17 protein-coding genes are annotated in these 19474 nt (G+C 66.6%); 6 read left to right on the top strand and 11 right to left on the bottom strand.

Annotated elements, in window-relative coordinates:
- The first annotated feature begins 21 nt into the window (after positions 1-21).
- Together M3B11_RS01135 and ccsB are read left to right on the top strand one after the other, a co-directional pair.
- Positions 22-1575, top strand: coding sequence for a cytochrome c biogenesis protein ResB (locus tag M3B11_RS01135; protein WP_259874729.1), 1554 nt, complete (start codon positions 22-24; stop codon positions 1573-1575).
- Complete coding sequence (gene ccsB / locus M3B11_RS01130; RefSeq protein WP_259874727.1) at positions 1572-2642, top strand: c-type cytochrome biogenesis protein CcsB; 1071 nt, start codon at positions 1572-1574, stop codon at positions 2640-2642. The genes M3B11_RS01135 and ccsB overlap by 4 nt, the downstream gene beginning before the upstream one ends.
- Positions 2643-2724: 82 nt before the next feature.
- Here ccsB and M3B11_RS01125 read toward each other — a convergent pair whose 3' ends face one another.
- Positions 2725-3297, bottom strand: coding sequence for a PLD nuclease N-terminal domain-containing protein (locus M3B11_RS01125; protein WP_259874725.1), 573 nt, complete (start codon positions 3295-3297; stop codon positions 2725-2727).
- A 135-nt stretch (positions 3298-3432) separates the two neighbouring features.
- On the opposite strand from M3B11_RS01125, the gene M3B11_RS01120 reads away from it, so the two are divergent.
- The gene (locus M3B11_RS01120) at positions 3433-3729 is read left to right on the top strand and encodes a DUF4229 domain-containing protein (RefSeq protein ID WP_170273243.1); all 297 of its coding nucleotides are present in this window, start codon (positions 3433-3435) and stop codon (positions 3727-3729) included.
- Between the two features lie 30 nt (positions 3730-3759).
- Here the strand turns inward: M3B11_RS01120 and M3B11_RS01115 are convergent, their stop codons facing one another.
- The 7 genes from M3B11_RS01115 to M3B11_RS01085 form a co-directional block, all read right to left on the bottom strand.
- A complete protein-coding gene (locus M3B11_RS01115) occupies positions 3760-4695 on the bottom strand; it encodes a 1,4-dihydroxy-2-naphthoate polyprenyltransferase (RefSeq protein WP_217006973.1) in 936 nt (311 codons plus the stop codon).
- A 133-nt stretch (positions 4696-4828) separates the two neighbouring features.
- On the bottom strand, positions 4829-6079 hold the full coding sequence (locus tag M3B11_RS01110) for an AMP-binding protein (RefSeq protein WP_259874722.1): 1251 nt from the start codon (positions 6077-6079) through the stop codon (positions 4829-4831).
- 134 nt (positions 6080-6213) lie between these two features.
- Positions 6214-7368 carry an FAD-binding oxidoreductase gene (locus M3B11_RS01105; protein ID WP_259874720.1) on the bottom strand — a complete coding sequence of 385 codons (1155 nt, stop codon included), beginning with the start codon at positions 7366-7368 and terminating at the stop codon, positions 6214-6216.
- Positions 7365-8849: a sodium:solute symporter gene (locus M3B11_RS01100; RefSeq protein ID WP_259874718.1), complete on the bottom strand. Its 1485-nt coding sequence runs from the start codon at positions 8847-8849 to the stop codon at positions 7365-7367. Before M3B11_RS01100 ends, M3B11_RS01105 begins: the two co-directional genes overlap by 4 nt.
- Positions 8846-10030: an N-methyl-L-tryptophan oxidase gene (solA, locus tag M3B11_RS01095; protein ID WP_259874717.1), complete on the bottom strand. Its 1185-nt coding sequence runs from the start codon at positions 10028-10030 to the stop codon at positions 8846-8848. Before solA ends, M3B11_RS01100 begins: the two co-directional genes overlap by 4 nt.
- Entirely contained in the window at positions 10020-10745 is a 726-nt protein-coding gene (locus tag M3B11_RS01090) for a GntR family transcriptional regulator (RefSeq protein ID WP_259874716.1), read from the bottom strand. The genes solA and M3B11_RS01090 overlap by 11 nt, the downstream gene beginning before the upstream one ends.
- 557 nt (positions 10746-11302) lie before the next feature.
- Positions 11303-12220, bottom strand: coding sequence for a 1,4-dihydroxy-2-naphthoyl-CoA synthase (locus M3B11_RS01085; protein WP_259874714.1), 918 nt, complete (start codon positions 12218-12220; stop codon positions 11303-11305).
- A 59-nt stretch (positions 12221-12279) separates the two neighbouring features.
- Between M3B11_RS01085 and M3B11_RS01080 the strand changes: the two genes are divergently transcribed.
- Positions 12280-13356 (top strand): o-succinylbenzoate synthase, encoded by a 1077-nt coding sequence (locus tag M3B11_RS01080; RefSeq protein ID WP_259874712.1) that lies wholly within the window; start codon positions 12280-12282, stop codon positions 13354-13356.
- A gap of 4 nt (positions 13357-13360) precedes the next feature.
- Here M3B11_RS01080 and M3B11_RS01075 read toward each other — a convergent pair whose 3' ends face one another.
- Positions 13361-14008, bottom strand: coding sequence for a sensor domain-containing protein (locus M3B11_RS01075; protein ID WP_259874710.1), 648 nt, complete (start codon positions 14006-14008; stop codon positions 13361-13363).
- A gap of 76 nt (positions 14009-14084) precedes the next feature.
- Here M3B11_RS01075 and M3B11_RS01070 point away from each other — a divergent pair, with 76 nt between their 5' ends.
- The gene (locus M3B11_RS01070) at positions 14085-15104 is read left to right on the top strand and encodes a GNAT family N-acetyltransferase (RefSeq protein ID WP_259874709.1); all 1020 of its coding nucleotides are present in this window, start codon (positions 14085-14087) and stop codon (positions 15102-15104) included.
- A gap of 71 nt (positions 15105-15175) precedes the next feature.
- Here the strand turns inward: M3B11_RS01070 and M3B11_RS01065 are convergent, their stop codons facing one another.
- Positions 15176-16651: an alpha/beta hydrolase family protein gene (locus M3B11_RS01065; protein ID WP_259874708.1), complete on the bottom strand. Its 1476-nt coding sequence runs from the start codon at positions 16649-16651 to the stop codon at positions 15176-15178.
- A gap of 97 nt (positions 16652-16748) precedes the next feature.
- The gene (locus M3B11_RS01060; RefSeq protein ID WP_259874707.1) at positions 16749-17708 is read right to left on the bottom strand and encodes a CPBP family intramembrane glutamic endopeptidase; all 960 of its coding nucleotides are present in this window, start codon (positions 17706-17708) and stop codon (positions 16749-16751) included.
- An 89-nt stretch (positions 17709-17797) separates the two neighbouring features.
- Here M3B11_RS01060 and menD point away from each other — a divergent pair, with 89 nt between their 5' ends.
- Positions 17798-19471: a 2-succinyl-5-enolpyruvyl-6-hydroxy-3-cyclohexene-1-carboxylic-acid synthase gene (menD, locus tag M3B11_RS01055; protein WP_259874705.1), complete on the top strand. Its 1674-nt coding sequence runs from the start codon at positions 17798-17800 to the stop codon at positions 19469-19471.
- Positions 19472-19474 lie beyond the last annotated feature (3 nt).

Below are 19474 nucleotides of genomic sequence, written 5' to 3'. Positions count from 1 at the left end.
TCTGCCACACTTGACGAGGACATGAGTACGAAGACCGCGAAACCCGCCCCGCCCGACATCGGCGCACTCGGCATGCTGCGCTGGGCCTGGCGGCAGCTGACGACGATGCGCACCGCACTCATCCTGCTGCTCATCCTCGCCCTGGCCTCGATCCCCGGATCCCTGCTGCCCCAGCGCATCCAGGACCCCGCCCAGGTCACCCAGTACATCGAGGACAACCCGCGGATCGGCCCGTTCCTCGACGCCGTGCAGCTCTTCGACGTCTACGCCTCCGTGTGGTTCGCCGCGATCTACATCCTGCTGATGGTCTCGCTCGTCGGCTGTGTGCTGCCGCGCAGCAAGCAACACTACAAGGCGATGCGCCAGGCCCCGCCACCGGCGCCGCGGCGGCTGTCCCGGATGCCCGGCTACCAGGCCTTCACCGCCTCGGGCACGGCCGAGGACATGCTCACCGCCGCCGAGGCGAGGCTGAAGAAGCTCGGCTACCGCACCACCCGGCGCGGGGACGCGATCTCAGCTGAGCGAGGCTACCTGCGCGAGACCGGCAACCTGCTCTTCCACATCTGCCTGCTCGGGGTCACCGTCACGATGGCGGTCGGCGCGCTCATCGGCTACTCCGGCCAGCGCATCCTCGTCGAAGGCGACACCTTCACCAACTCGCTCGTCGCCTACGACTCCTTCGAACCCGGCTCCTACTTCTCCGCCGACCGGCTCGACGACTACCGGCTGCGGCTCAACAGCTTCGACGCCAGCTTCGACGACACCGCAGCCGGCAACCAGTTCGGCCAGCCGCGCGCGTTCAACGCCGACGTCACCACCATCCAGGACGGCCAGGAGACCGACCACAGCCTGCGGGTCAACGAACCGATCCGGATCGACGGTTCGCGCGTCTACCTCACCGGCAACGGCTACGCCCCGGTCATCACCGTGCGCGACGGCGACGGCAACGTCACCTATTCCGGGCCGGTCGTGTTCCTGCCGCAGGACGGCGTCTACACCTCCCGCGGCGTCGTCAAGGTCCCCGACGCCAGCCCCGACCAGCTCGGCTTCGTCGGCATCCTGCTGCCGACCGCCTCGCAGAACGAGAAGGGCGAACTCGTCTCCCAGTTCGCCGAGCTGCGCAACCCCTACCTCGTGATGAACGTCTTCGCCGGCGACCTCGGCCTCGATGCCGGCGTCGCCCAGTCGGTCTACGAACTCGACACCGACAACCTCGACCAGCTCGCCGGGCCCGACGGGCAGCCGCTGCAGCTGTACCTCAAGCCCGGGGAGACCACCGAGCTGCCCGATGGGCTCGGCAGCGTCGAACTCGAAGAGATCAAACGCTACGTCGCCCTCGACATCCGCCACGACCCCACCCAGGGGATCATGCTCGCCTTCACCATCTTCCTGCTCGCCGGCCTCGGACTCTCCCTGTTCGTGCCGCGGAGGCGCATGTGGGTCCGCGCCGCCGACACCGACGACGGCGTCGCCACCGAGGTCGCCTCCCTGGCTCGTGGAGAGGACCCGCGCGTGGTGCAGGCGGCTGAGAGCCTTGCAGTAGAATTGAACAACTCACCCAGTCGAAAGGCATGACCTCCATGGACGTCAACGTCACGCTTGCGACGTGGTCGAACCTGCTCGTCTACTCGGCGATGGCTGTCTACGCGATCGCCTTCCTGCTCTACTCCAGCGACCTGTTCGCAGGCCGCACTCTGGCCAGCAGCGGGAAGCAGGCCGCATCCGGCAGGGCCAGCGCGAAGGCCGGAACGCCGGTGCGCACCTCACGCAACAGCGCCGTCGCCGTCCTCGACCGCGAGAACGACGCCGAGACCGGCGGCACGGGAACCGGTGACACGGGGTCGGGCGGACCCGATGAGGAAGCGACCACCGCCTCGAAAGCGGCCGGACGCCGCACGACCGCCCGGATGGCGACCGCACTGACGGTGCTCGCCGCCGGCCTGCACGTGGCCGCTGTGCTCACCCGCGCGCTGTCGGTCACCCGGGTGCCGTGGGGCAACATGATGGAGTACGCGCTCACCGCCTCGGCACTCGCCGTGCTCGTCTACATCGTCGTGCTGTACTTCGCCGACATCCGCTACCTCGGCACCTTCGTCGCCGGCGGAGCGCTTGTGACACTGGGCCTGTGCATCACCGTCTTCTACACCCCGGCCGCACAGCTTGTGCCGGCGCTGCAGTCATACTGGATCTGGATCCATGTGCCGATCGCGATCCTGTCGACCGCGCTGCTGAGCGTCTCAGCGATCCTGGCGGTCTTCCAGATCCTCAAGGCCCGCACTGAGCAGAAGGACACCGTCACCGGGCTGGGCTGGATGTTCAGCCGCGTGCCTACCAGCGAGGCCGTCGAGCAACTGTCCTACCGGATCGCCGCGGTCGGGTTCGTCACCTGGACCTTCACCCTCATTGCCGGTGCGATCTGGGCTGAGGTCGCCTGGGGCCGACCGTGGGGATGGGACGCCAAGGAGATCTGGACGTTCGTCGTCTGGGTCGTCTACGCAGCCTACCTCCACGCGCGCGCGACCCGCGGCTGGTCGGCCACGCAGGTGGCGGTGCTCAACATCGTCGGTTTCTCCAGCCTCATCTTCAACTTCGCTATCGTCAACGTCTACTTCGACGGCCTGCACTCCTACTCCGGGCTGTGAGCCTGACGTGAGCTGAATGCATGAGCTGAATGCAGATGATCCGCAGGACCTCACGGTCCTGCGGATCATTTTTTCTTGTGGCTTATGAGCGGCCGTTGGCGGAGTTGGCGCCGTTCTCTCCGCTCTCCGGGTGATCATCCGGGGTGTCGCGTACTGCCTGCTCCTCGCGTTCGCGTTCGGCCAGCCAGCGTTCGAACTGCTCGTGCGGGCTCAGCTCCTCAAAAGCAGCCCCCGGCTCGGCTGCAGGTTCGTCAAAGGGTTGGGGCGTGGCGGGTGCGTCGACGTCCTCCTGCGACTGGGCCTGGGCGCCGTGTGCTGCGGCAGTGCTGCCGGTGCCGGTGGACCTGCGGCGGCGCTCGATCTCCTCTCGGCGCTTGCGGCGCTCGGCCTGTTCGACGTCATCGGCGATCTTCTGCAGGTAGTCGGGGTCATCATCCGGGGCGACCGGGCCGACCGAGCGGCGCTGGCCGAAGCTGGAGCGGCCGAACAGGAACCACAGCAGCAGCCCGAAGACCGGAACGAGGAGGATGACGAGCAGCCAGCCCCATTTGGGCAGGACTCGAATGTGGGCGCGGTCGCGGACGACGCAGTCGAAGAAGCTGTACAGCGTGACAGCGACGAGAATCAGTGCGGCGGCTACCAGAATCCTTGTCATATTGCCTATCAGGATAGTCGATCGGCGCAGGCGGACGGAAACGACCCAGCGTCTCAGATGCGGCCTCTCAGCGCGGACTCAGGTGCGCCTCCCGCGTTCGGACGGACCGCCGGCACCGGTACACTGGTGGGCATCATGCGTGACTATCTGATGTACCTGCTTGCCCGCCTCGCTGTGCTCATGGGCACGATCGTCGTCGTCTGGTGGATCGCGGGCCCCGGCCTCATCTCGACGATCGCGGCGATCATCATCTCCGCCCTCATTAGCTATCTGGCGCTCAGGCCGCTGCGCGATTCGGCGACCGGTTCGCTCATCGCCTGGCAGGAGCGCCGCCGGGCCCGCAGCGGGAAGGTCAAGGCGCGCACCGTGAAGAAGGGCAGCGACGAGGACCTGGAGGACCGGGAACTCGACCGCAGAGATCCTGACCGCTGACGTCTGCTGGCCCAACAGCCGTCTGCACGCCTACAGTGCCAGGCCGAGCGCCAGCAGCGCCGCATAGGCCAGAGCCGCGAGCCCCGTGTGCTTGATCGGCGGGATGAGTGCTGTGCCCTCCGAACCGGAGAGCACCACCTGCAGCGGTGAGATCGTGAGCACCAGCGACAGCGCGGCCAGCACCGCAGCCGGATGCCCGGTGAGAATCGGCACGAGCAGCAGTGCATACGGGAGGAACACGAGCAGCGTGTAGGCAAGCCTCGCCCGCTTCTCACCCAGCAGCACCGCCAAAGTCAGTTTGTCGGCCTGCCGATCGGTGGGGATGTCGCGCAGGTTGTTGACCATGAGCACTGCGCAGGCGAACAGCCCGATCGCGACCGCACCGGCGATCGCGGCCGCTGAGATCGTCGAGACGAGCGCATAGGTCGTCCCGAGCGTGGCGACGAGGCCGAAGAAGACGAAGACGAACAGCTCGCCCATCGCCCGGTAGCCGTACGGCTTCGAACCGCCGGTGTAGAACCAGGCCGCCCAGATCGCGGCGGCACCGACCGGGATGAGCCACCACGCCTGGGAGATGATGACGAGGATCGCACCGGCGGCCACGGCGACACCGAAGCTGATGAATGCCGCCCGCTTCACCGCCTCGGGCTCGGCCGCACCGGAGGCTGTCAGCCGCAGCGGTCCGACTCGTACGTCGTCGGTGCCGCGCACGCCGTCGGAGTAGTCATTGGCGTAGTTCGACCCGATCTGCAGTGCCAGGGACACGATGAGTGCGAGCGCTGCCTTGAGCAGCAGGAACGATAGTGAGACATCAGGGTCAGGGTCGTCGAGCATGCTGCCGATGACGAGGGCCGACAGACCGCCGAGCACACCGAGCGCGGCTCCGGTCCCCAGCAGCACGGGGGCGACGGCCAGCGGCAGGGTGCGCAGCCGAGCTCCCTCGACCCACTGCGGGAAGGTTGCCATCGAAGTCCTCAATGTCATTCAGATCGAGCCATGGTCAGTGCGCTGGCCAGCAGTTTCGCTGGCATGCAGACCAGTCTAGTCTGCCACTGCGACAGGCCGTTTCCCAGCGCGGCGCATCACAACTCGGTTGCAGTCAGGTGCGCTCGGCCAGCCCGAGACGCTCAACCAGCTGGCGGCGCAGGGCGCGCCTGTCCGGTTTGCCCAGACCGGTCGCCGGCAGCGCTTCGAGTTCGACCGCATAGATCGGCCGGTGCAGGCTCGGCAGGTCCGGCACCGCGGCGGTGAGCCGGTCGGCGAGTACGCGTGCGGCGGCGACGGGGTCGCCGTCAGTCGTGCCGGGGCGGTCGGTGACGATCGCGCAGGCGAGCACCTCACCCCATTCGGCATCGGGCACCCCGGTGACGAGCACCTCGCGCACCCCTGCCGGTTCGAGGGCGGCGAGCAGTGTGTTTTCGACGGTCAGCGGGCTGATGTTCTCCCCACCGGAGATGACGACGTCATCGGCCCTGCCGAGGACGCTCAGCACCCCGTCGGTGATCGTCCCCAGATCGCTGGTGACGAACCGGCGGGCCCCGTCGTCACCGGTGGTGAACCCGCTGCCGGGGCCCGCCTCGGGGTCGGGGAGTGCGCGCAGCCGGCCGCCGGTGATGTCGACATAACCGTCGGCGAGCACAGCGCCGGCCAGCACCACCCGGCCGGCGTCGTCGATGCTGACGTCGACGTCTGCGAAGGGGATCCCGTCGTAGACGCAGCCCCCGCACGTCTCGCTCATGCCGTAGGTGCGCACGATGTTCAGGCCGGCTGATGCGGCGCGGGCGAGCAGACCGGGGGAGATCGCCGCCCCGCCGAGCAGGATCACATCGAAGGCGCGCGCGAGCTCAGCGGCGACCGGGTCGGCCATGATGCGGGTGAGCTGGGTGGGCACGAGCGCGGTGTAGAGCGGGCCGGCCGGGCCGGAGGAGGCGATCATGTGCAGGGCCGCCTCCTGCAGTGCCATGACATCGGCGGTGAAGGACTGTGCAGTGAACGGCCCGCGCGCGGCGAACGGCACCGTCTGTGCCTGCAGCGAGCGCAGCACTACCTGGACGCCGGCGATGTGGTTGACCGGCAGGCACAGGTACCAGCGGCCCGGCCCGCCGAGGATCGCTTCGGTCGCCGTCGCCGAGGCGGTGAGCGCCTCGGCCGACAGCGCGACGCCCTTGGGTGTCCCGGTGGTGCCCGAGGTGTGCACGACGAGGGCCGGGGGTCTGCGGCCGGTGCCGGCGTCGTCATAGCGGTGCGGGTCGATGACCGAGACCTGCCCGTCGCGGGTGGGCGGCAGCACGACGGTGTGCGCGCCTGTCATCGCCCGGCGCAGCAGTTCGGCGAGTTTGGTGTGGTCCATGCAATCAGAGGAGGAGAGTCGTTAGCTGAGGCGGAGGAACAGGTGCTGCTATGAGGATATCTTGAGCACTGAAGACTCCCTGGGCGTTCACGAATGGTGAGGACCCAGGGAGTCTCCGGCGGGTTGCAGGCTTCTTACTGGCGACCGATGAAGTAGTCGAAATCCGCTGATTCGACTTCTCCGTCGGCAAAGCGCGAAGGTCGGAAGTCAGCCAGCAGTTCGGATTCCTGTCCTTCGAGTTCTTCGGCAGCGAGGCGGCCGAAGAGCGGGCCAAGGGTCATGCCTGAGTGGGTCACGATCGCATACAGCTTCTTCGCGTCATCGAGGAATCCGATGATCGAGTGACCGTCCTCCGGGAAGCTCCGGCCCGAGTAGTAGACCTTCTCTACCGCAATCTTCTGTCCGAAGAACCGCTCGAGTTCAGCCTCCATCTCGGAGCCGACCTCCTCGAGCATCTGCTGGGAGTCTCCTTCGGTGACCCGTTCTTCGAGGCGCGCAACCTGCACCCACATCCTGCCGTCGTGTCGAGGGCGAACATTGAGGCGATTGGAGATCACGATCCTCTGCAGCGGAATCGACGTCGGTTCCGTAATGCCAAGCAGGCTGTGCGTACGGGTGGACTGCTCCGCGAGATCGGCCACCGGGACGAAGAAGCCTGACTTCTGGGCGAGCTCGCGTGACCAAGCGCCGACGGCGAGGACGGCGGCATCCGCGGACAGCTCGCTGCCATCGGATAGGTTCACGCGTGCCTCATTCGGATCGGAGTCGACGTATGTGACTGTCGCGGTGCGAACTTCCACACCATGCTCAGTCAGCACCCGCAGGAGTTCTTCACCGAGAACATCATTGTCGAGCCAGGCTTCTTCGGGATAGAAGAGTGCGGAGTCGATTTCCTCCGGCCACTGGGCGGACGGTTCGAGCTCGCGCAACCGACCCAGGTCGATCTTCTCGACCGGGTACCCCATATCGTTTGCATCACTGAGTCGCTTCGCGTAAGTGGCGTCGCGGGTGTCCGTAAAGTCGACAAGGATATTTCCGGAAGGATGCAGCCAGGTCCTTTCGGACGGGAACTCTGTCTGGAATCGCTTGTGCTCGTCGAGTCCTGCCCGATTGATCCGGTAGTAGGACTGAGGGAATTTGTTGTTTGCATTGAGCCATGCGAACGATCGATGGCTCGCTCCAGCGAACGGCCGGTCCTTCTCCACAATGGTGACCTCGTGGCCGCGCTTCTTCATTGAGTAGGCGGCGGTCAGGCCGAGAATTCCGGCCCCGATAACAATGATCTTCATGTGAGCTCACCATTCCAATTCGAGTCGGGGGTTTTCGAGTCGTACACAGGCTTGTCCTCGACGAGGTCTCCCTCAGTGCGGACGGGCTTCCAGATTGCAAGGCTCACGGCGTAGGCCATGCTGCCTCCGATGATTCCGAAGACGGCGAAGGGCGCGCTCGTGCCAATGATGTGTGCGATTCCGCAGGCCAAGAGACCGACGGCCATCGACACGAATGCCACCTGCGTCCGTACGCGGAAATGTTTCTTCGCGAGAATGATGCCGATGAGCATCGGTGCTGCAAGAATCGAAGCAGAGTATGCATACGTGGCCACGAGCCAATCGAGAGCTCGCGGGTAAACAATTGCTAATGCGGCTGCGACCAGCGTCACCCCGACGGTCAGCCACCGGGAAAGCGTGATGGTCTGCTTCTGAGTGGTCTTGCCCTTGATGAGTGCACCGCGGAGGTCGTTGATGAGATTGGCCACTACTGACTGCAGGGCCGAACCAGTCGTCGAGACGATCGTTGCCATCAGGAACGCGCCATAGAGAGCGAGCAACCAGGTTGGAACCTGTGTGAGGAACCATCCGGCGGCCATCTCCCGCCCGTCCTCGCCAAGCGACGGATTCATCGCGCGGATGGATACGCCGATGAAGAATGCGTAGACGCCAGCGACCATCACCATCACCGCTCCCAGATAAAGCGAGGAGCGGGCGTCCTTTCCGGACTTGGATGCGAAGACGCGCTGGTAGTAGAGCTGGTTGGTGAGCGTGCCGGGAACAATGGCGAAGAACCACAAAACGATCGTCCCCGCGCCGGCGAGCGTCAGGCCCTGCGGCATGGTGAACATGTCGTCAGGGACGTTCTCGACGACCTGCCCCCACCCCCCTGCACTCATGACGGCGTAGATGGCGATAATGATAGACGTACCCACCATGAAGACGCCGAAAAAGAAGTCTGACCATGCGACTGAGGTGAGTCCACCGGGAAGGACGAACAGCAGGCTGATGATCGCCATAGCGATGATGAGTGGTGTGAACGGGATGCCGGTGACCTCACTGAAGAGGTTGGCGAATGCGACGAACTGAGTTGCCAGCCACCCGAACGGTACGACGATCACTGCGATGGCAACGGTCGACAGAAGCACGGTGTTCTGGCCATAGAGACGGGTGAAGACTTCCGGGATTGTCGAGAACCGACCCTTGCGCAGCCAATTGGCGAAGAGCGCAATGATGAGCATTCCGGCGACGACGAAGAGCTCGTACCAGAAGACTGACAGACCCCAGGCGTAGCTGATGCCTACGTGGGCGACGAGAACACCACCGCCGACAGCGGTGGCGTACTGGGTGAACGCGACGACGATCATCGGCAGGCTGCGACCGCCGACCAACCAGTCGTCCTCCGTGTTGTGTTTCCTGCTGACGTAGAACGAGATCCAGGCGCCAATGCCCAGAACGACGGCGGCCGTGATGGTGACGAGGGCGATAGTTCCGAGGTTCATTCTGAGCCTCCGGTAGTGAAGCGGGCAGAATTCATGATGTCGAGCGCGTCCTCGGAGCTCCCTGAGGTGACGAAGTCGGCGACGACGGATCCGATCATGGGGGAGAACTTGAACCCCTGGCCGGACATACCGACAGCGAGAACGACCCGGTCATCGATTGGGCTGGGTCCGACGATTGGTGCTCCGTCGGGAGTGAAGCCTTCCGTCCACGTCGAGACTCGGACGGCGGTTGGATCGAGGTGCGGCATGAGCCGAGCGACTGCGGTCTCTGCGGACCGGACGAAGACAGGATCGACGAACCGCGCAAGGTGCTCGACGCTGTCGATATGCGGCCATTCGAGGTGGTGCGTCAGGATCTTCACTCCGACACCGTCGAGGCAGGGGAATCCAGAGAACGCCCCTTCGGAGTGACGTCGGATGGAAATCGGCATCCGCGATGGCTCGTGCATTGCGACATCTGTAGCCGGGAACCAGCAGCCGACAAGCTGCCGATTGGTGATGGTTCCAGCATCGAGACCCGAGAGCTCGGCAGCCCAGGGGCCAGTAGCCACGACGACCGAGTCGAAGGCCTCAGCCCCGTCGGCCGTGTGGATGACGACACGGTCCGGGAGCGAGCGGATGTTGAGTACGGAGCTGTATGTGCGGTAAGTAGCACCTAGCCGAATGCTCTCATTACGGGCCGCGAGTACGGCTGGTTCGGGGCGGAAGACCCCGGCGTTGGGATCGAATACCCCGATCTCGTCGTCGTCGACGCCGTAGGCGGGAAATTCCGCGCGCATTTCCTCGGCATTGAGGACGCGATGCTCAAGGTCGAGTTCCTCCGCGCACTCGAGGACGGCAGTCACATCTGGGTGGTCCGGCTTCCCGATGGTGAGGCCGCCGCACCACTCAAGAACGCGCGTGTCCTGGGCGCTTTCGAGTTCTTTCCACTTTTCGCCGGCCTTTTGGATGAAGCCGACATATTCGGGACCTTCCTTGTAGAGAGTGCGGAAGATCCGGGACTCTCCGGCTGAGGCTCCTCGGTCGTTTGGCGTATTCCAGCGCTCGAAGACGGTGACAGAGTGGTTACGCTGTGCGAGCTGCCATGCTGACATGGTGCCGATGATCCCGGCGCCAATGACGGCGACACGGCGGTTCGCACCCCCGGTCTTTTGTGAAACCGTCGATTCTTCAGTGTTCAATTTGGGTGACCTCCAAAGTGAGTTTGGTTGGGTGGAAGAGCATTTCGAGACGTTCGATCGGCTTTCCGTTCCCGGTGTGCAGAGTGCGGACCTGTCTGACCACGGGCGTCGTCGTGTCGAGATCGAGATGATCGGCATCCGACTCGGTGAGGTGCGTCGCCGAGAGAACGCTCGAAGCTCGAAGCTGCGAGATCCCGATTGACGTGTAGTACGCCGCAGTCGTCAGTTCTGCGAGATCTTCGTTGAGAATGTTCGGAGCCATCGCCAGATCGATGACGCAGCGTTCCACAACGATGCCGCGCGATGAGCTGTCGAGCTTCACACGGACGAGTTCCGCGATCGGGGTCCCCGCGCGGAACAGATCGACTGAGAGCGGGTGGTGCTCGGCAGCGGTGACTCGTGTGCTGATGACCCGGTGCAGGCCCTCGACTTCCGGGCCGTCGGTCGTTGCATGGAGCAGTCGCATAAGGCTGCTGCGCAAACCTGTCGAGGCAACGACTGTGCCAGAGCCGCGCCGTCGTTGGACAAGACCTGTTTCGACGAGTTTGGACATGGCGGTCTGAACCGGGTTGCGGCTGACCGCGAAGCGCTCCATAAGTTCACGCTCGGTTGGTAGACGATCGCCGATGGACAAGTTGCCGCGGGAGATTTCTCTTTCGATCCACTCGCGAATCTCTACATGCTTCGCACACGTCATGGGTGTGAGCTTAGTCATACATCTTATTCATGGCAACAGTAAAGTTGTCATGATATTTCATGCGGTTTCAGCACGCTTTAGGGACGTTGTATCGGTCGGCTTCGTGCATGAGTGAGCAGCAGCAGAGAGCAGGAATAGTCGTGATCTTCCAGCCGGACACTATGTACCCCGTCGGGCTGTTCGAGATAGAGACTGGGATCTGCAACACCGATTAGGTCAACATTGAAGAAGAATTCGCAAGGGTGGAATCAGGCATCGAGTCGTCAGATCTCGTGCTCTACGTTGTCGTCAGTCCTGATCGCGTCTGCTCCTTCAAAGACGGAGGCGAACTCGAACTCGCCCCACCGCGCCGGTATGTTCTCGACAGGCAAGATGGCGCAGATCAGCCAAGGTTGCGCGGCAAGCCTCGCATCATGTCGAGCGCTGGGCGTTTCCATTCAATGCTTGATACGAGATGTTCCAGCCCGACCACAGATGGTCGGTGCTGGCTCTGCCAGCCGCGGCAAGGTGGAAGTACGCCGACCTTGAAGTACGAGACTGACGAAAAGCCGTCGACCGGTTCTCGGCGATGAGCTTCAGTAGTACCAGGGGAACGGCGACCAGTCCGGGTCGCGCTTCTCCAAGAACGCGTCCCGGCCCTCGACGGCCTCATCGGTCATATAGCCCAGGCGGGTGGCCTCACCGGCGAAGACCTGCTGGCCGACGAGCCCGTCGTCGACGAGGTTGAAGGCGAACTTCAGCATCCGCTGGGCATTCGGGGACTTGCCGAGGATCTCGCGGGCCATCGTCAGGGCCGCGGTTTCGAGCTCGGCATGGTCGACGACCTCGTTGACCGCACCCATATCGGCCATCTCCTGGGCCGAATAGGTGCGGCCGAGGAAGAAGATCTCCCGGGCCCGCTTCTGCCCGACCATCTTCGCCAGATACGCCGAACCGTAGCCGGCATCATAGGAGCCGACATCGGCGTCGGTCTGCTTGAACTTCGCATGCTCACGCGAGGCGATCGTCATATCGCACACGACGTGCAGGCTGTGCCCGCCGCCGGCCGCCCAGCCGGGAACGACGGCGATGACGATCTTGGGCATCGTGCGGATGAGCCGCTGGACTTCGAGGATGTGCAGACGCCCGGCGCGTACCGGGTCGACGGTCTCTGCGGTCTCACCGTCAGCGTACTGGTAGCCGGAGCGTCCGCGGATGCGCTGGTCGCCGCCGGAGCAGAAAGCCCAGCCGCCGTCCTTCCCGCTCGGGCCGTTGCCGGTCAGCAGCACACAGCCGACGTCGGGAGTCTGCCGGGCGTGGTCGAGAGCGCGGTAAAGCTCATCGACGGTGTGCGGACGGAACGCATTGCGCACCTCGGGCCGGTCGAAGGCGATGCGCACACAGCCGACGTCGGCGCCGTCTGCGTCGATGGCGCGGTGGTAGGTGATGTCGGTGAAGTCGAAGCCGGAGACCGCGCGCCAACGGCTGGGGTCGAAGATCTCAGAGACAGGCATGCCCTTACCTTAGCGCTTGGGACCGTCGCAGGTGCCGGTGCGCGGCGTAGTGTGGAGGCATGATCCCAGACTGGCTGGCCGACCTCGTCACCGGCACCGAGGACCTCGATGAGCTGCTGCCTGAGCGCCGCGTCGTCGAGCTGCCGATGATCACCCGCTTCCGCGGCATCACCTCCCGGCAGGCGCTCGTCTTCCGGGGGCCCGCCGGCTGGTCGGAGTTCTCACCGTTCGCCGAATACGCCGCGCCCGAGGCGGCACGCTGGCTGGCAGGTGCGCTCGAGTTCGGTCACCGGCCGGCTCCGGCACCGCTGCGTGATGCCGTCCCCCTCAACGGCACCATCCCCGACTGCCCGCCAGCAGCGGTGCCGGGTCTCATCGCCCGCTACCCGGGTGCCGGAACCTTCAAGATCAAGATCGCAGCACGCGGGATCGCGAGCCTCGACACTGATCTTGCGCGCATCCGCACTGTGCGCGCCCACACACCTGCAGCCCGGCTGCGCTTCGACGCCAACACCGGCTACCCACTGGCCGACGCCCAGCAGCTGTGTGCCGCCATCGCCGAGCTGCCCGAGGTGGGCGACTGGCTGGAGTACATCGAGCAGCCCGTCGCCTCAGTCGAGGATCTCGCCCGGCTGCGGGAGTGGATCGCCGCACGCGGGCTGCCCATCCGCATCGCTGCCGATGAGTCGATCCGCAAGGCCGATGACCCCTACCGGGTCGCAGTCCTCGGTGCGGCTGATGTCATCATCGTCAAGGCCCAGCCGCTCGGCGGCGCCCAGCATGCCGCAGAGGTTGTCACCGGATGCGGGCTGCCCGCCGTCGTGTCATCAGCCCTGGAGACCGGCATCGGGCTGCGGGCAGGTGCGCTGCTGGCCGCCAGCCTGCCGGTCGATACCGCGGCCGAGGCGATCTTCGCCGGCCCACCAGCCTGCGGGCTGGGCACCGGGGCGCTTTTCGCCGAAGACATCATCAGCGAACCCGGCCCAGGCGGTTCAGAAAACGCCGCAACGCTGCCAGCGGCCCGCACGGCACCTGATCCGCAGCTGCTCGCCGCCCACACCGCAGACGCCGGGGCTCACGCCTGGTGGGACGCCCGGGTGCGCGAATGCCTGACCGAACTGCGCCGCGTGGCTTGAGCTCTCAGCCGAAGACACCCAGGGCCTCACCGGCGATCGCCTGCAGGTCGACCCGATAGGCCTCATCATCGATCGGTGCCGGCGAATCCGGTGCCCCATACGCGGAGATGAGCGTGTTTCCGGCCTGGGCGTAGACGTAGAGGAAGACGAACCCGTCGGCCTGCTTCTCCGCATAGCCCAGTGCCGCATCGGCGCCGTCGACCTCAACGTCGAAGAGCGTGAGCGTCGAGGACGCGTACGTCTCACCACCGCTCGTGCGCTCATAGCTGGCACACGACTCGACATAGGCGCGCACCCGCTCGAGGCCCGCCTCGGCGGCGTCTGCATCGGGGTAGCTGGTCGCATCGAGGTCGGCACGGGCATGCTCGCCGTGGGAGAAATGCTCATGCATCTGCACCTGCTCACGCTGCACCGCCGTCAGCGCCTCGGCACACGCAGTGTCCGCGATCTCCTCGGAGATGAACCCGATCTCATCCTCACTGGGCACCGTCTCATTCCCGTGCGCGGTGAACGCCTCACCATCGAAGCTCACCTGGTCGATCCGCTCCGAGACCGCATCCGTCTCCAGCTGCTCACCCCCACCGACACCGCAGCCGGCGAGCAGGAGGAGGGAGGCAGCAGCGCAGGCAGTGACAGCATGACGGGTTCGCATTCCCCCCCAGCCTATCGGCACTGGCATGCACCACACCGCATGTGCGCAACCTGCCGCGCGCGCCTAGGATCGCTGCATGGACACCGTCTTCGATCCCGCACCGCATGCCGCGCTCGCCCGGCTCACCACCGAGCAGACCGCCCGGTTGGCTGCCCTCGATCCGGCCTGGGCACCGCTGGAGGTGCCACACCTCGACGCCGGTGATTCCGTTGTCGGGGCTGATCCCGCTGCACCCGCGCCCGAGGCGTCGGTCGCCCTGGCCGTCGTGCGCACCCATGTCTCCCAGCTCGATACCCCGGCTGCCGCGTGGGGCACCCGGGTGGCGCACACGATCCAGTTGCGCGTCGGCAGCGATGCCGATGCCGCTGAAATCGCTGCGGTGCTCGCCGCTGCCGTCGCCGAGGCGCGGGCCCGGGATGCCGAGACGGCCCGTGGTCCCGGCAGCAGGTTCGGCGGCGGGGAGACGATCGACGAGCAGGACCGGTCGATCCGCGTCTCGATTCCCGCCCGCGAGGCGGTCATCGCGCAGGCGCTGGCGGCGACCGGCTTCCGTCTCGACTCCGTCGACGGATTGCGCACGCTTTCCGGCGACGCGCCCTGTGCGCCGGCAGGGGAGGCGCCGTTCACCGCACCGGAGGAGGCTGATGAGGACGCGCTGACGGACGGGATGATGAAGCTGCAGGCCTTCGATGCCGCGTTCATGTCCAACCTCATGCGCGAGAACACCGAGGCGGCCATGCGCCAGTATGCGCGCGAGGCGATCGCAGCCGGTCCCGGGTGGTCGGCGATCGTGCGCGGCCGAAAACCGGGCACCATCGACGCCTACCTCACCATCACCCCACCCGAGGAGTCCGCCTGGGCGGCCGCCGGCCTCACAGTTGGTGCCAGCGCCTATGTCGGCTTCGCCTGGACCGAACCGCACCTGCGCGGCACCGGACTGGCCAGCCGGATGCTCGCCGCCGGAGAAGCCCACGCCCGGGCTCAGGGCGTCGACTCGCTGCTCATTGGGTATGCGGCACAGAATCCGCTCTCCGGCCCGCTGTGGATCCGGCGCGGCTACCGGCCGGTGCGTGCGCACTGGCTGCTGCACCCGTAACCATCACCAGGGCTGCTACCGGGACCCGTCACTGCGGCACAGCGGTCGACGAGTACAGCCACTGCCGGATTTCAGCGTTTCTCGGCGGCGTCCCCGCGGCGACGCTTCCAGGCCCTGGATGCGGCCGGCACCGGTGCACAGGGTGCGATCGTCACATGCGTGATCTCGTCCTGGCCCCAGGTGCGATAGTGGCGGGTGCGCCGGCCGGGCACGATCGGATCGTGCAGCGCTCCGGCCATCCGGCCGGTGAAGTCGAGCCGGCCCTGTGCATCGGCGCGCAGCGTCGAGACTGACTCCGACAGCGGCGAGGAGATCCGCAGTTCATACTTCTCACCCGGGTGGTACAGCGCAGGAGTGCGGATGCGGAACGTGCCCGCCCCGTTGAGGGTGAACCCGGCAGTCGTCACCTGCCCGAAGGTCACCAGCTGCGCGCGCCGCCGCGAGATCGAGACCTCCCAGCCGTGCACGGAGAACACCGGCAGACCGGTGATGAAGGTGAATGATGCGCCATCGGAGACCTGACCACCACCTCGGGAACGGCGACCGGCGGCAGCCTGGGCCGCCAGCCGCTGCGGCAGCGCGGTGAGCCACTCGCCGAGTTCGCGCTGCCAGGCGAACCAGTTGTGCAGGCCGGTGGCGCGCGGCGTCCACAGGTGCCTGATGCCCAGCTCGCTCAGCCGCCGGTGGAAGGACTCACCGTGATGACTGACGCTGGCCTCCAGCACGTCGACGTGCTCCTCGGCCTCCTCCGGGTCCGGATCGCCGGAGCCGGCGGTGAACCACAGATCGGTGGCGGCGAGGTTCTCCGCCAGGTGCAGCGGGGAGTTGGCCAGCCATTCGGCCTTGTCACGGCGCGGATCGCCGAACAGCGAACGCGGTTCGCCGCCCTCGCGCAGGGAGATGATGTCCATGAGCGGCACGGCGGCCAGCGGGTCGAGCGGGGAGGAGAATGCGGCAGCCGCGCAGTAGCGGTCGGGATGCCAGGCGGCGTACTTCATCGCCGCATATCCGCCCATCGACAGGCCGGCCAGGATCTGGCCGCCGCGTTCGGCGTTGACGGAGTAGCGGCCGGTGACGAAGTCGACGAGCTCGCCGGTGTGGAACTTCGGCCAGTCGAGCAGCGTATCGCCGAAGGCATGCGTGGAGTAGCTCGCCGCCCCGGCATCGGGCATGACGACGAGATACGGGCTCTCAGCGGTGATCCGCTCAGCAGCCCCGAGGTCGGTCCAGGAGCGGAAGTCATCGCCGGAGCCGTGGAAGAGGTAGATGACGTCGGCGACCTCGCTCGGGGTGCCCGGCAGCAGCACCCGCAGCCCGACAGTGCGCGACAGGGCGGGGGAGTAGACGAAGAACTCGCGCAGCCGGCGGGAGAGCTTGCGCTTTTCCCGCACATGGAAGCGGGCGGCATCCTCGCCGGTGGGTTCGGGGCCGAGGAAGGTGAGCGTCTGGTTGCGGCCGGGGAACTCGCCGGCCCGGTTGCGGGCAGCGGTCAGGGCGCGCACGGCGCGCGCGCCGACGGAGAGCATGATGTGACGTCGCTGGATCATAAGCGTCCTCGCAGGGGTCGGCAGATGTGGGCGCGACACTGGGTCTCACCGCTCACGATAGGACGCGTGGGTGAACGGGAGGAGACGGGCGTGCGACTCAGCGCTGGGGATTGGCTGCCCGGCGCCGCTCGGTGCGCAGGCTCGGCAGCAGCTGACCCTGCCGGTGGGCGAGGAAGAGCATCGCCAGGCCGGCCAGCGAGCACACCGTGACGGTGATGACCGATCCCTCCATGCCGAGGTCCCCGCCGGTCAGCCAGTCCGGCCCGGAGAATGTCGCAGCGAACAGACCGTCCCCGGAACCGACGCCGGAGACCGGGGAGCTGAAGATGCCACCGGAGAGGAAGTTCCACGTGGCGTGGATGCCGATCGGCAGCCACAGCCGGCGGGTGAGCAGATAGGCCCCGCCCAGCAGCAGACCGGCCTCCACAGCGATCGCGGTCGCACCCCACCAGCTGGAGCCGGGATTGCCCAGATGCGCGGCACCGAACAGCGCTGAGGAGATGATGAGTGCTGCCCATGAGCCGAACCACGCATCGAGGATCCGCAGCAGGATCCCGCGGAAGACGATCTCCTCGATGACACCGGCGCTGATCCCGCTGGCCAGGCCGATGAGAATCCCGTCACTGAGCTGGATGCCGGTGATCCGGTAGCCGCCAAGCAGAGCGATGATCCCGATCGCTGCGAGGATGACCGCGACACCGACGGTGATGCCGAAGAGGAACTCGATGGTCTTCGAGCCCCCGCGCAGCCCCTGACCCGGATCACCGCCGATCCAGCCGACGATGAGCCGGTAGAGCAGCAGCGCAACGGCGGCGGCCGCGCAGGCGCTGATGACGCCCATCCAGCCGGGCCGGGCGACGGTGCCCGGATCGGTGATCTCGATCGGGTGGCCGGAGAGGTTCAGCAGCGCCCAGTCGACGGTGAGCAGTACGACGCTCGTGAGGATGAACAGGACCACCCCGGCGAGCAGCTGCAGGATCCGCCGCCTGTCCGTGCGCTGCGTCTTGGGCTCCTCAGGCTCAGAGCGCAGCAGATAGGGATGCGGCGGGTAGGTCATGAGCACATTCTAAGCTGTTGCGTCGGATGCCCGGCACGCTGCGACCGGAGAGGGAACAGCTTTCGGGCGGGCGTGGTTGAATCGAGGTGATGAACACCTCTCCCGATCAGCAGCTGCAGCCCTCGACCGCGGTGGCCCGTGCCGTCGTCCGCGCCCTGACCGCCGCGGGGGTGCGCGATGTCGTCATCTGCCCCGGCTCCCGGTCGGCACCGCTGACCTATGCGCTCGCGCAGTCAGCCGCGGCCGGGAAGATTACCGCCCATGTGCGCATCGACGAGCGCTCGGCTGCTTTTCTCGCCCTCGGTTTGGCCAAAGGGCACCGGATCGCAGGGCACCCCCGCCCGGTCGCTGTCGTCACCACCTCGGGTTCGGCGGTCGCGAACCTCCACCCGGCGTTCGCCGAAGCCGCCTACGCCCACCTGCCGCTCATCGCGCTCACCGCCGACCGGCCCGCCCGGCTGCGCGGCACCGGCGCCAATCAGACTCTCGATGCCCAGGCGACGATGCTCCCCGAGGCCGTGGCCGGCTGCGATATCCCCTCCGGCGCCGCTGACGCCGAGGCGATCGCCGGGCGCTGCCTGGCAGCGGCCCGCGGTGCCGGTCCGGGTGGGCAGCCGGGGCCGGTGCAGGTCAACGTCCAGTTCGACGTCCCGCTCGTGCCCACCGCCGCCGAGGCGGCAGACGGCTGGGCAGCAAAGCTCACGTGCGCGCCGATCCCCGCACCGATCCCCGCGACCGAGACAGTGGAGACCGCGCAGATCGCCGCCGCTGTCGAGGCGCTCACGAAGACGAGCGGGGAGACGATTGTGCTTGCCGGGGATGTCCACGGCTTCCCGCTTGCGGGTCTCGCCGCAGCATTGGAAGCCACCGGTGTGCCGATCCTGGCCGAACCCTCCTGTCCGCTCGTCGACTCCAGCGCCGCGGTGCCGGCTCACCCGCAGGTCCTCGAGGCGCACCCAGAGCTTCTCGACGAGTGCCGGCGGGTCGTGGTCATCGGCAAACCGACCCTGTTCAGGCCCGATGCGAAGCTGCTGGCCTCCGACCGGCAGATCATCCGCATCCCCGCCGGCGCCGAGGCGGGACTCGCCTCGGCACTCGACGCCGAACGCGAGGCCGGGTGCCACGCCGAACGTCCCGCTGGTGCCGGCGGCTGGTCGGGCCGCTGGATCGAAGCCGGCCGGAAGCACACCGGAACCGGCGGCAGGCGGGCGGAGATTGTGCAGGCGGCGCTCACCGCCGCGGGCGATGTGCGCCCGCACGTCTACGCAGCCAGCTCGTCGGCCATCCGCGTCATCGCCAAGACCATCCACGCCGTACCGGTCGAGAGGCGCGCGCATGTGCATGCTTCGCGCGGATTGGCCGGCATCGACGGGCTCATCTCGACAGCCACCGGGTTCTCCCGGGCACGTGACCCGGCCGTGCCGGTACGCCTCATCATCGGGGACCTGGCGATGCTGCATGAGATCGGCGGGCTGCTGCGCGAAGCAGGCGAAGAGCTGCCAGCGGTGCAGATCATTGTGCTCAACGATGACGGCGGGCAGATCTTCGCCGGACTCGAACACGGCCAGGACCACCTCGTGCCCTACTTCGAACGCTACTTCGCCACCCCGCACGGCCGGGACTTCGCCGATCTGGCCGCCGGCTACGGCTGGCCGCACACACGGGTCGACAATGCCGAAGAGCTCGCACGGGCGCTGGCTGCTGGCGAGGCGGGCATCATCGAGGTGCCGCTGCCGTCAGTGGCCAGCCCAGCAGCCAGCTGAGCC

This window comes from Brevibacterium sp. p3-SID960 (assembly GCF_025144725.1).
GTDB lineage: Bacteria > Actinomycetota > Actinomycetes > Actinomycetales > Brevibacteriaceae > Brevibacterium.
Note: the sequence above shows the minus strand (reverse complement) of the source record. Positions and strands in the feature narration are given on the sequence as shown.

Bases quoted from the DNA above. Each gene is read 5' to 3' on its own strand.
- M3B11_RS01135 (WP_259874729.1), top strand. From the start codon at position 22: ATGAGTACGAAGACCGCGAAACCCGCCCCGCCCGACATCGGCGCACTC.
- ccsB (WP_259874727.1), top strand. From the start codon at position 1,572: ATGACCTCCATGGACGTCAACGTCACGCTTGCGACGTGGTCGAACCTG.
- M3B11_RS01125 (WP_259874725.1), bottom strand. From the start codon at position 3,297: ATGACAAGGATTCTGGTAGCCGCCGCACTGATTCTCGTCGCTGTCACG.
- M3B11_RS01120 (WP_170273243.1), top strand. From the start codon at position 3,433: ATGCGTGACTATCTGATGTACCTGCTTGCCCGCCTCGCTGTGCTCATG.
- M3B11_RS01115 (WP_217006973.1), bottom strand. From the start codon at position 4,695: ATGGCAACCTTCCCGCAGTGGGTCGAGGGAGCTCGGCTGCGCACCCTG.
- M3B11_RS01110 (WP_259874722.1), bottom strand. From the start codon at position 6,079: ATGGACCACACCAAACTCGCCGAACTGCTGCGCCGGGCGATGACAGGC.
- M3B11_RS01105 (WP_259874720.1), bottom strand. From the start codon at position 7,368: ATGAAGATCATTGTTATCGGGGCCGGAATTCTCGGCCTGACCGCCGCC.
- M3B11_RS01100 (WP_259874718.1), bottom strand. From the start codon at position 8,849: ATGAACCTCGGAACTATCGCCCTCGTCACCATCACGGCCGCCGTCGTT.
- M3B11_RS01090 (WP_259874716.1), bottom strand. From the start codon at position 10,745: ATGACTAAGCTCACACCCATGACGTGTGCGAAGCATGTAGAGATTCGC.
- M3B11_RS01085 (WP_259874714.1), bottom strand. From the start codon at position 12,220: ATGCCTGTCTCTGAGATCTTCGACCCCAGCCGTTGGCGCGCGGTCTCC.
- M3B11_RS01080 (WP_259874712.1), top strand. From the start codon at position 12,280: ATGATCCCAGACTGGCTGGCCGACCTCGTCACCGGCACCGAGGACCTC.
- M3B11_RS01075 (WP_259874710.1), bottom strand. From the start codon at position 14,008: ATGCGAACCCGTCATGCTGTCACTGCCTGCGCTGCTGCCTCCCTCCTC.
- M3B11_RS01070 (WP_259874709.1), top strand. From the start codon at position 14,085: ATGGACACCGTCTTCGATCCCGCACCGCATGCCGCGCTCGCCCGGCTC.
- M3B11_RS01065 (WP_259874708.1), bottom strand. From the start codon at position 16,651: ATGATCCAGCGACGTCACATCATGCTCTCCGTCGGCGCGCGCGCCGTG.
- M3B11_RS01060 (WP_259874707.1), bottom strand. From the start codon at position 17,708: ATGACCTACCCGCCGCATCCCTATCTGCTGCGCTCTGAGCCTGAGGAG.
- menD (WP_259874705.1), top strand. From the start codon at position 17,798: ATGAACACCTCTCCCGATCAGCAGCTGCAGCCCTCGACCGCGGTGGCC.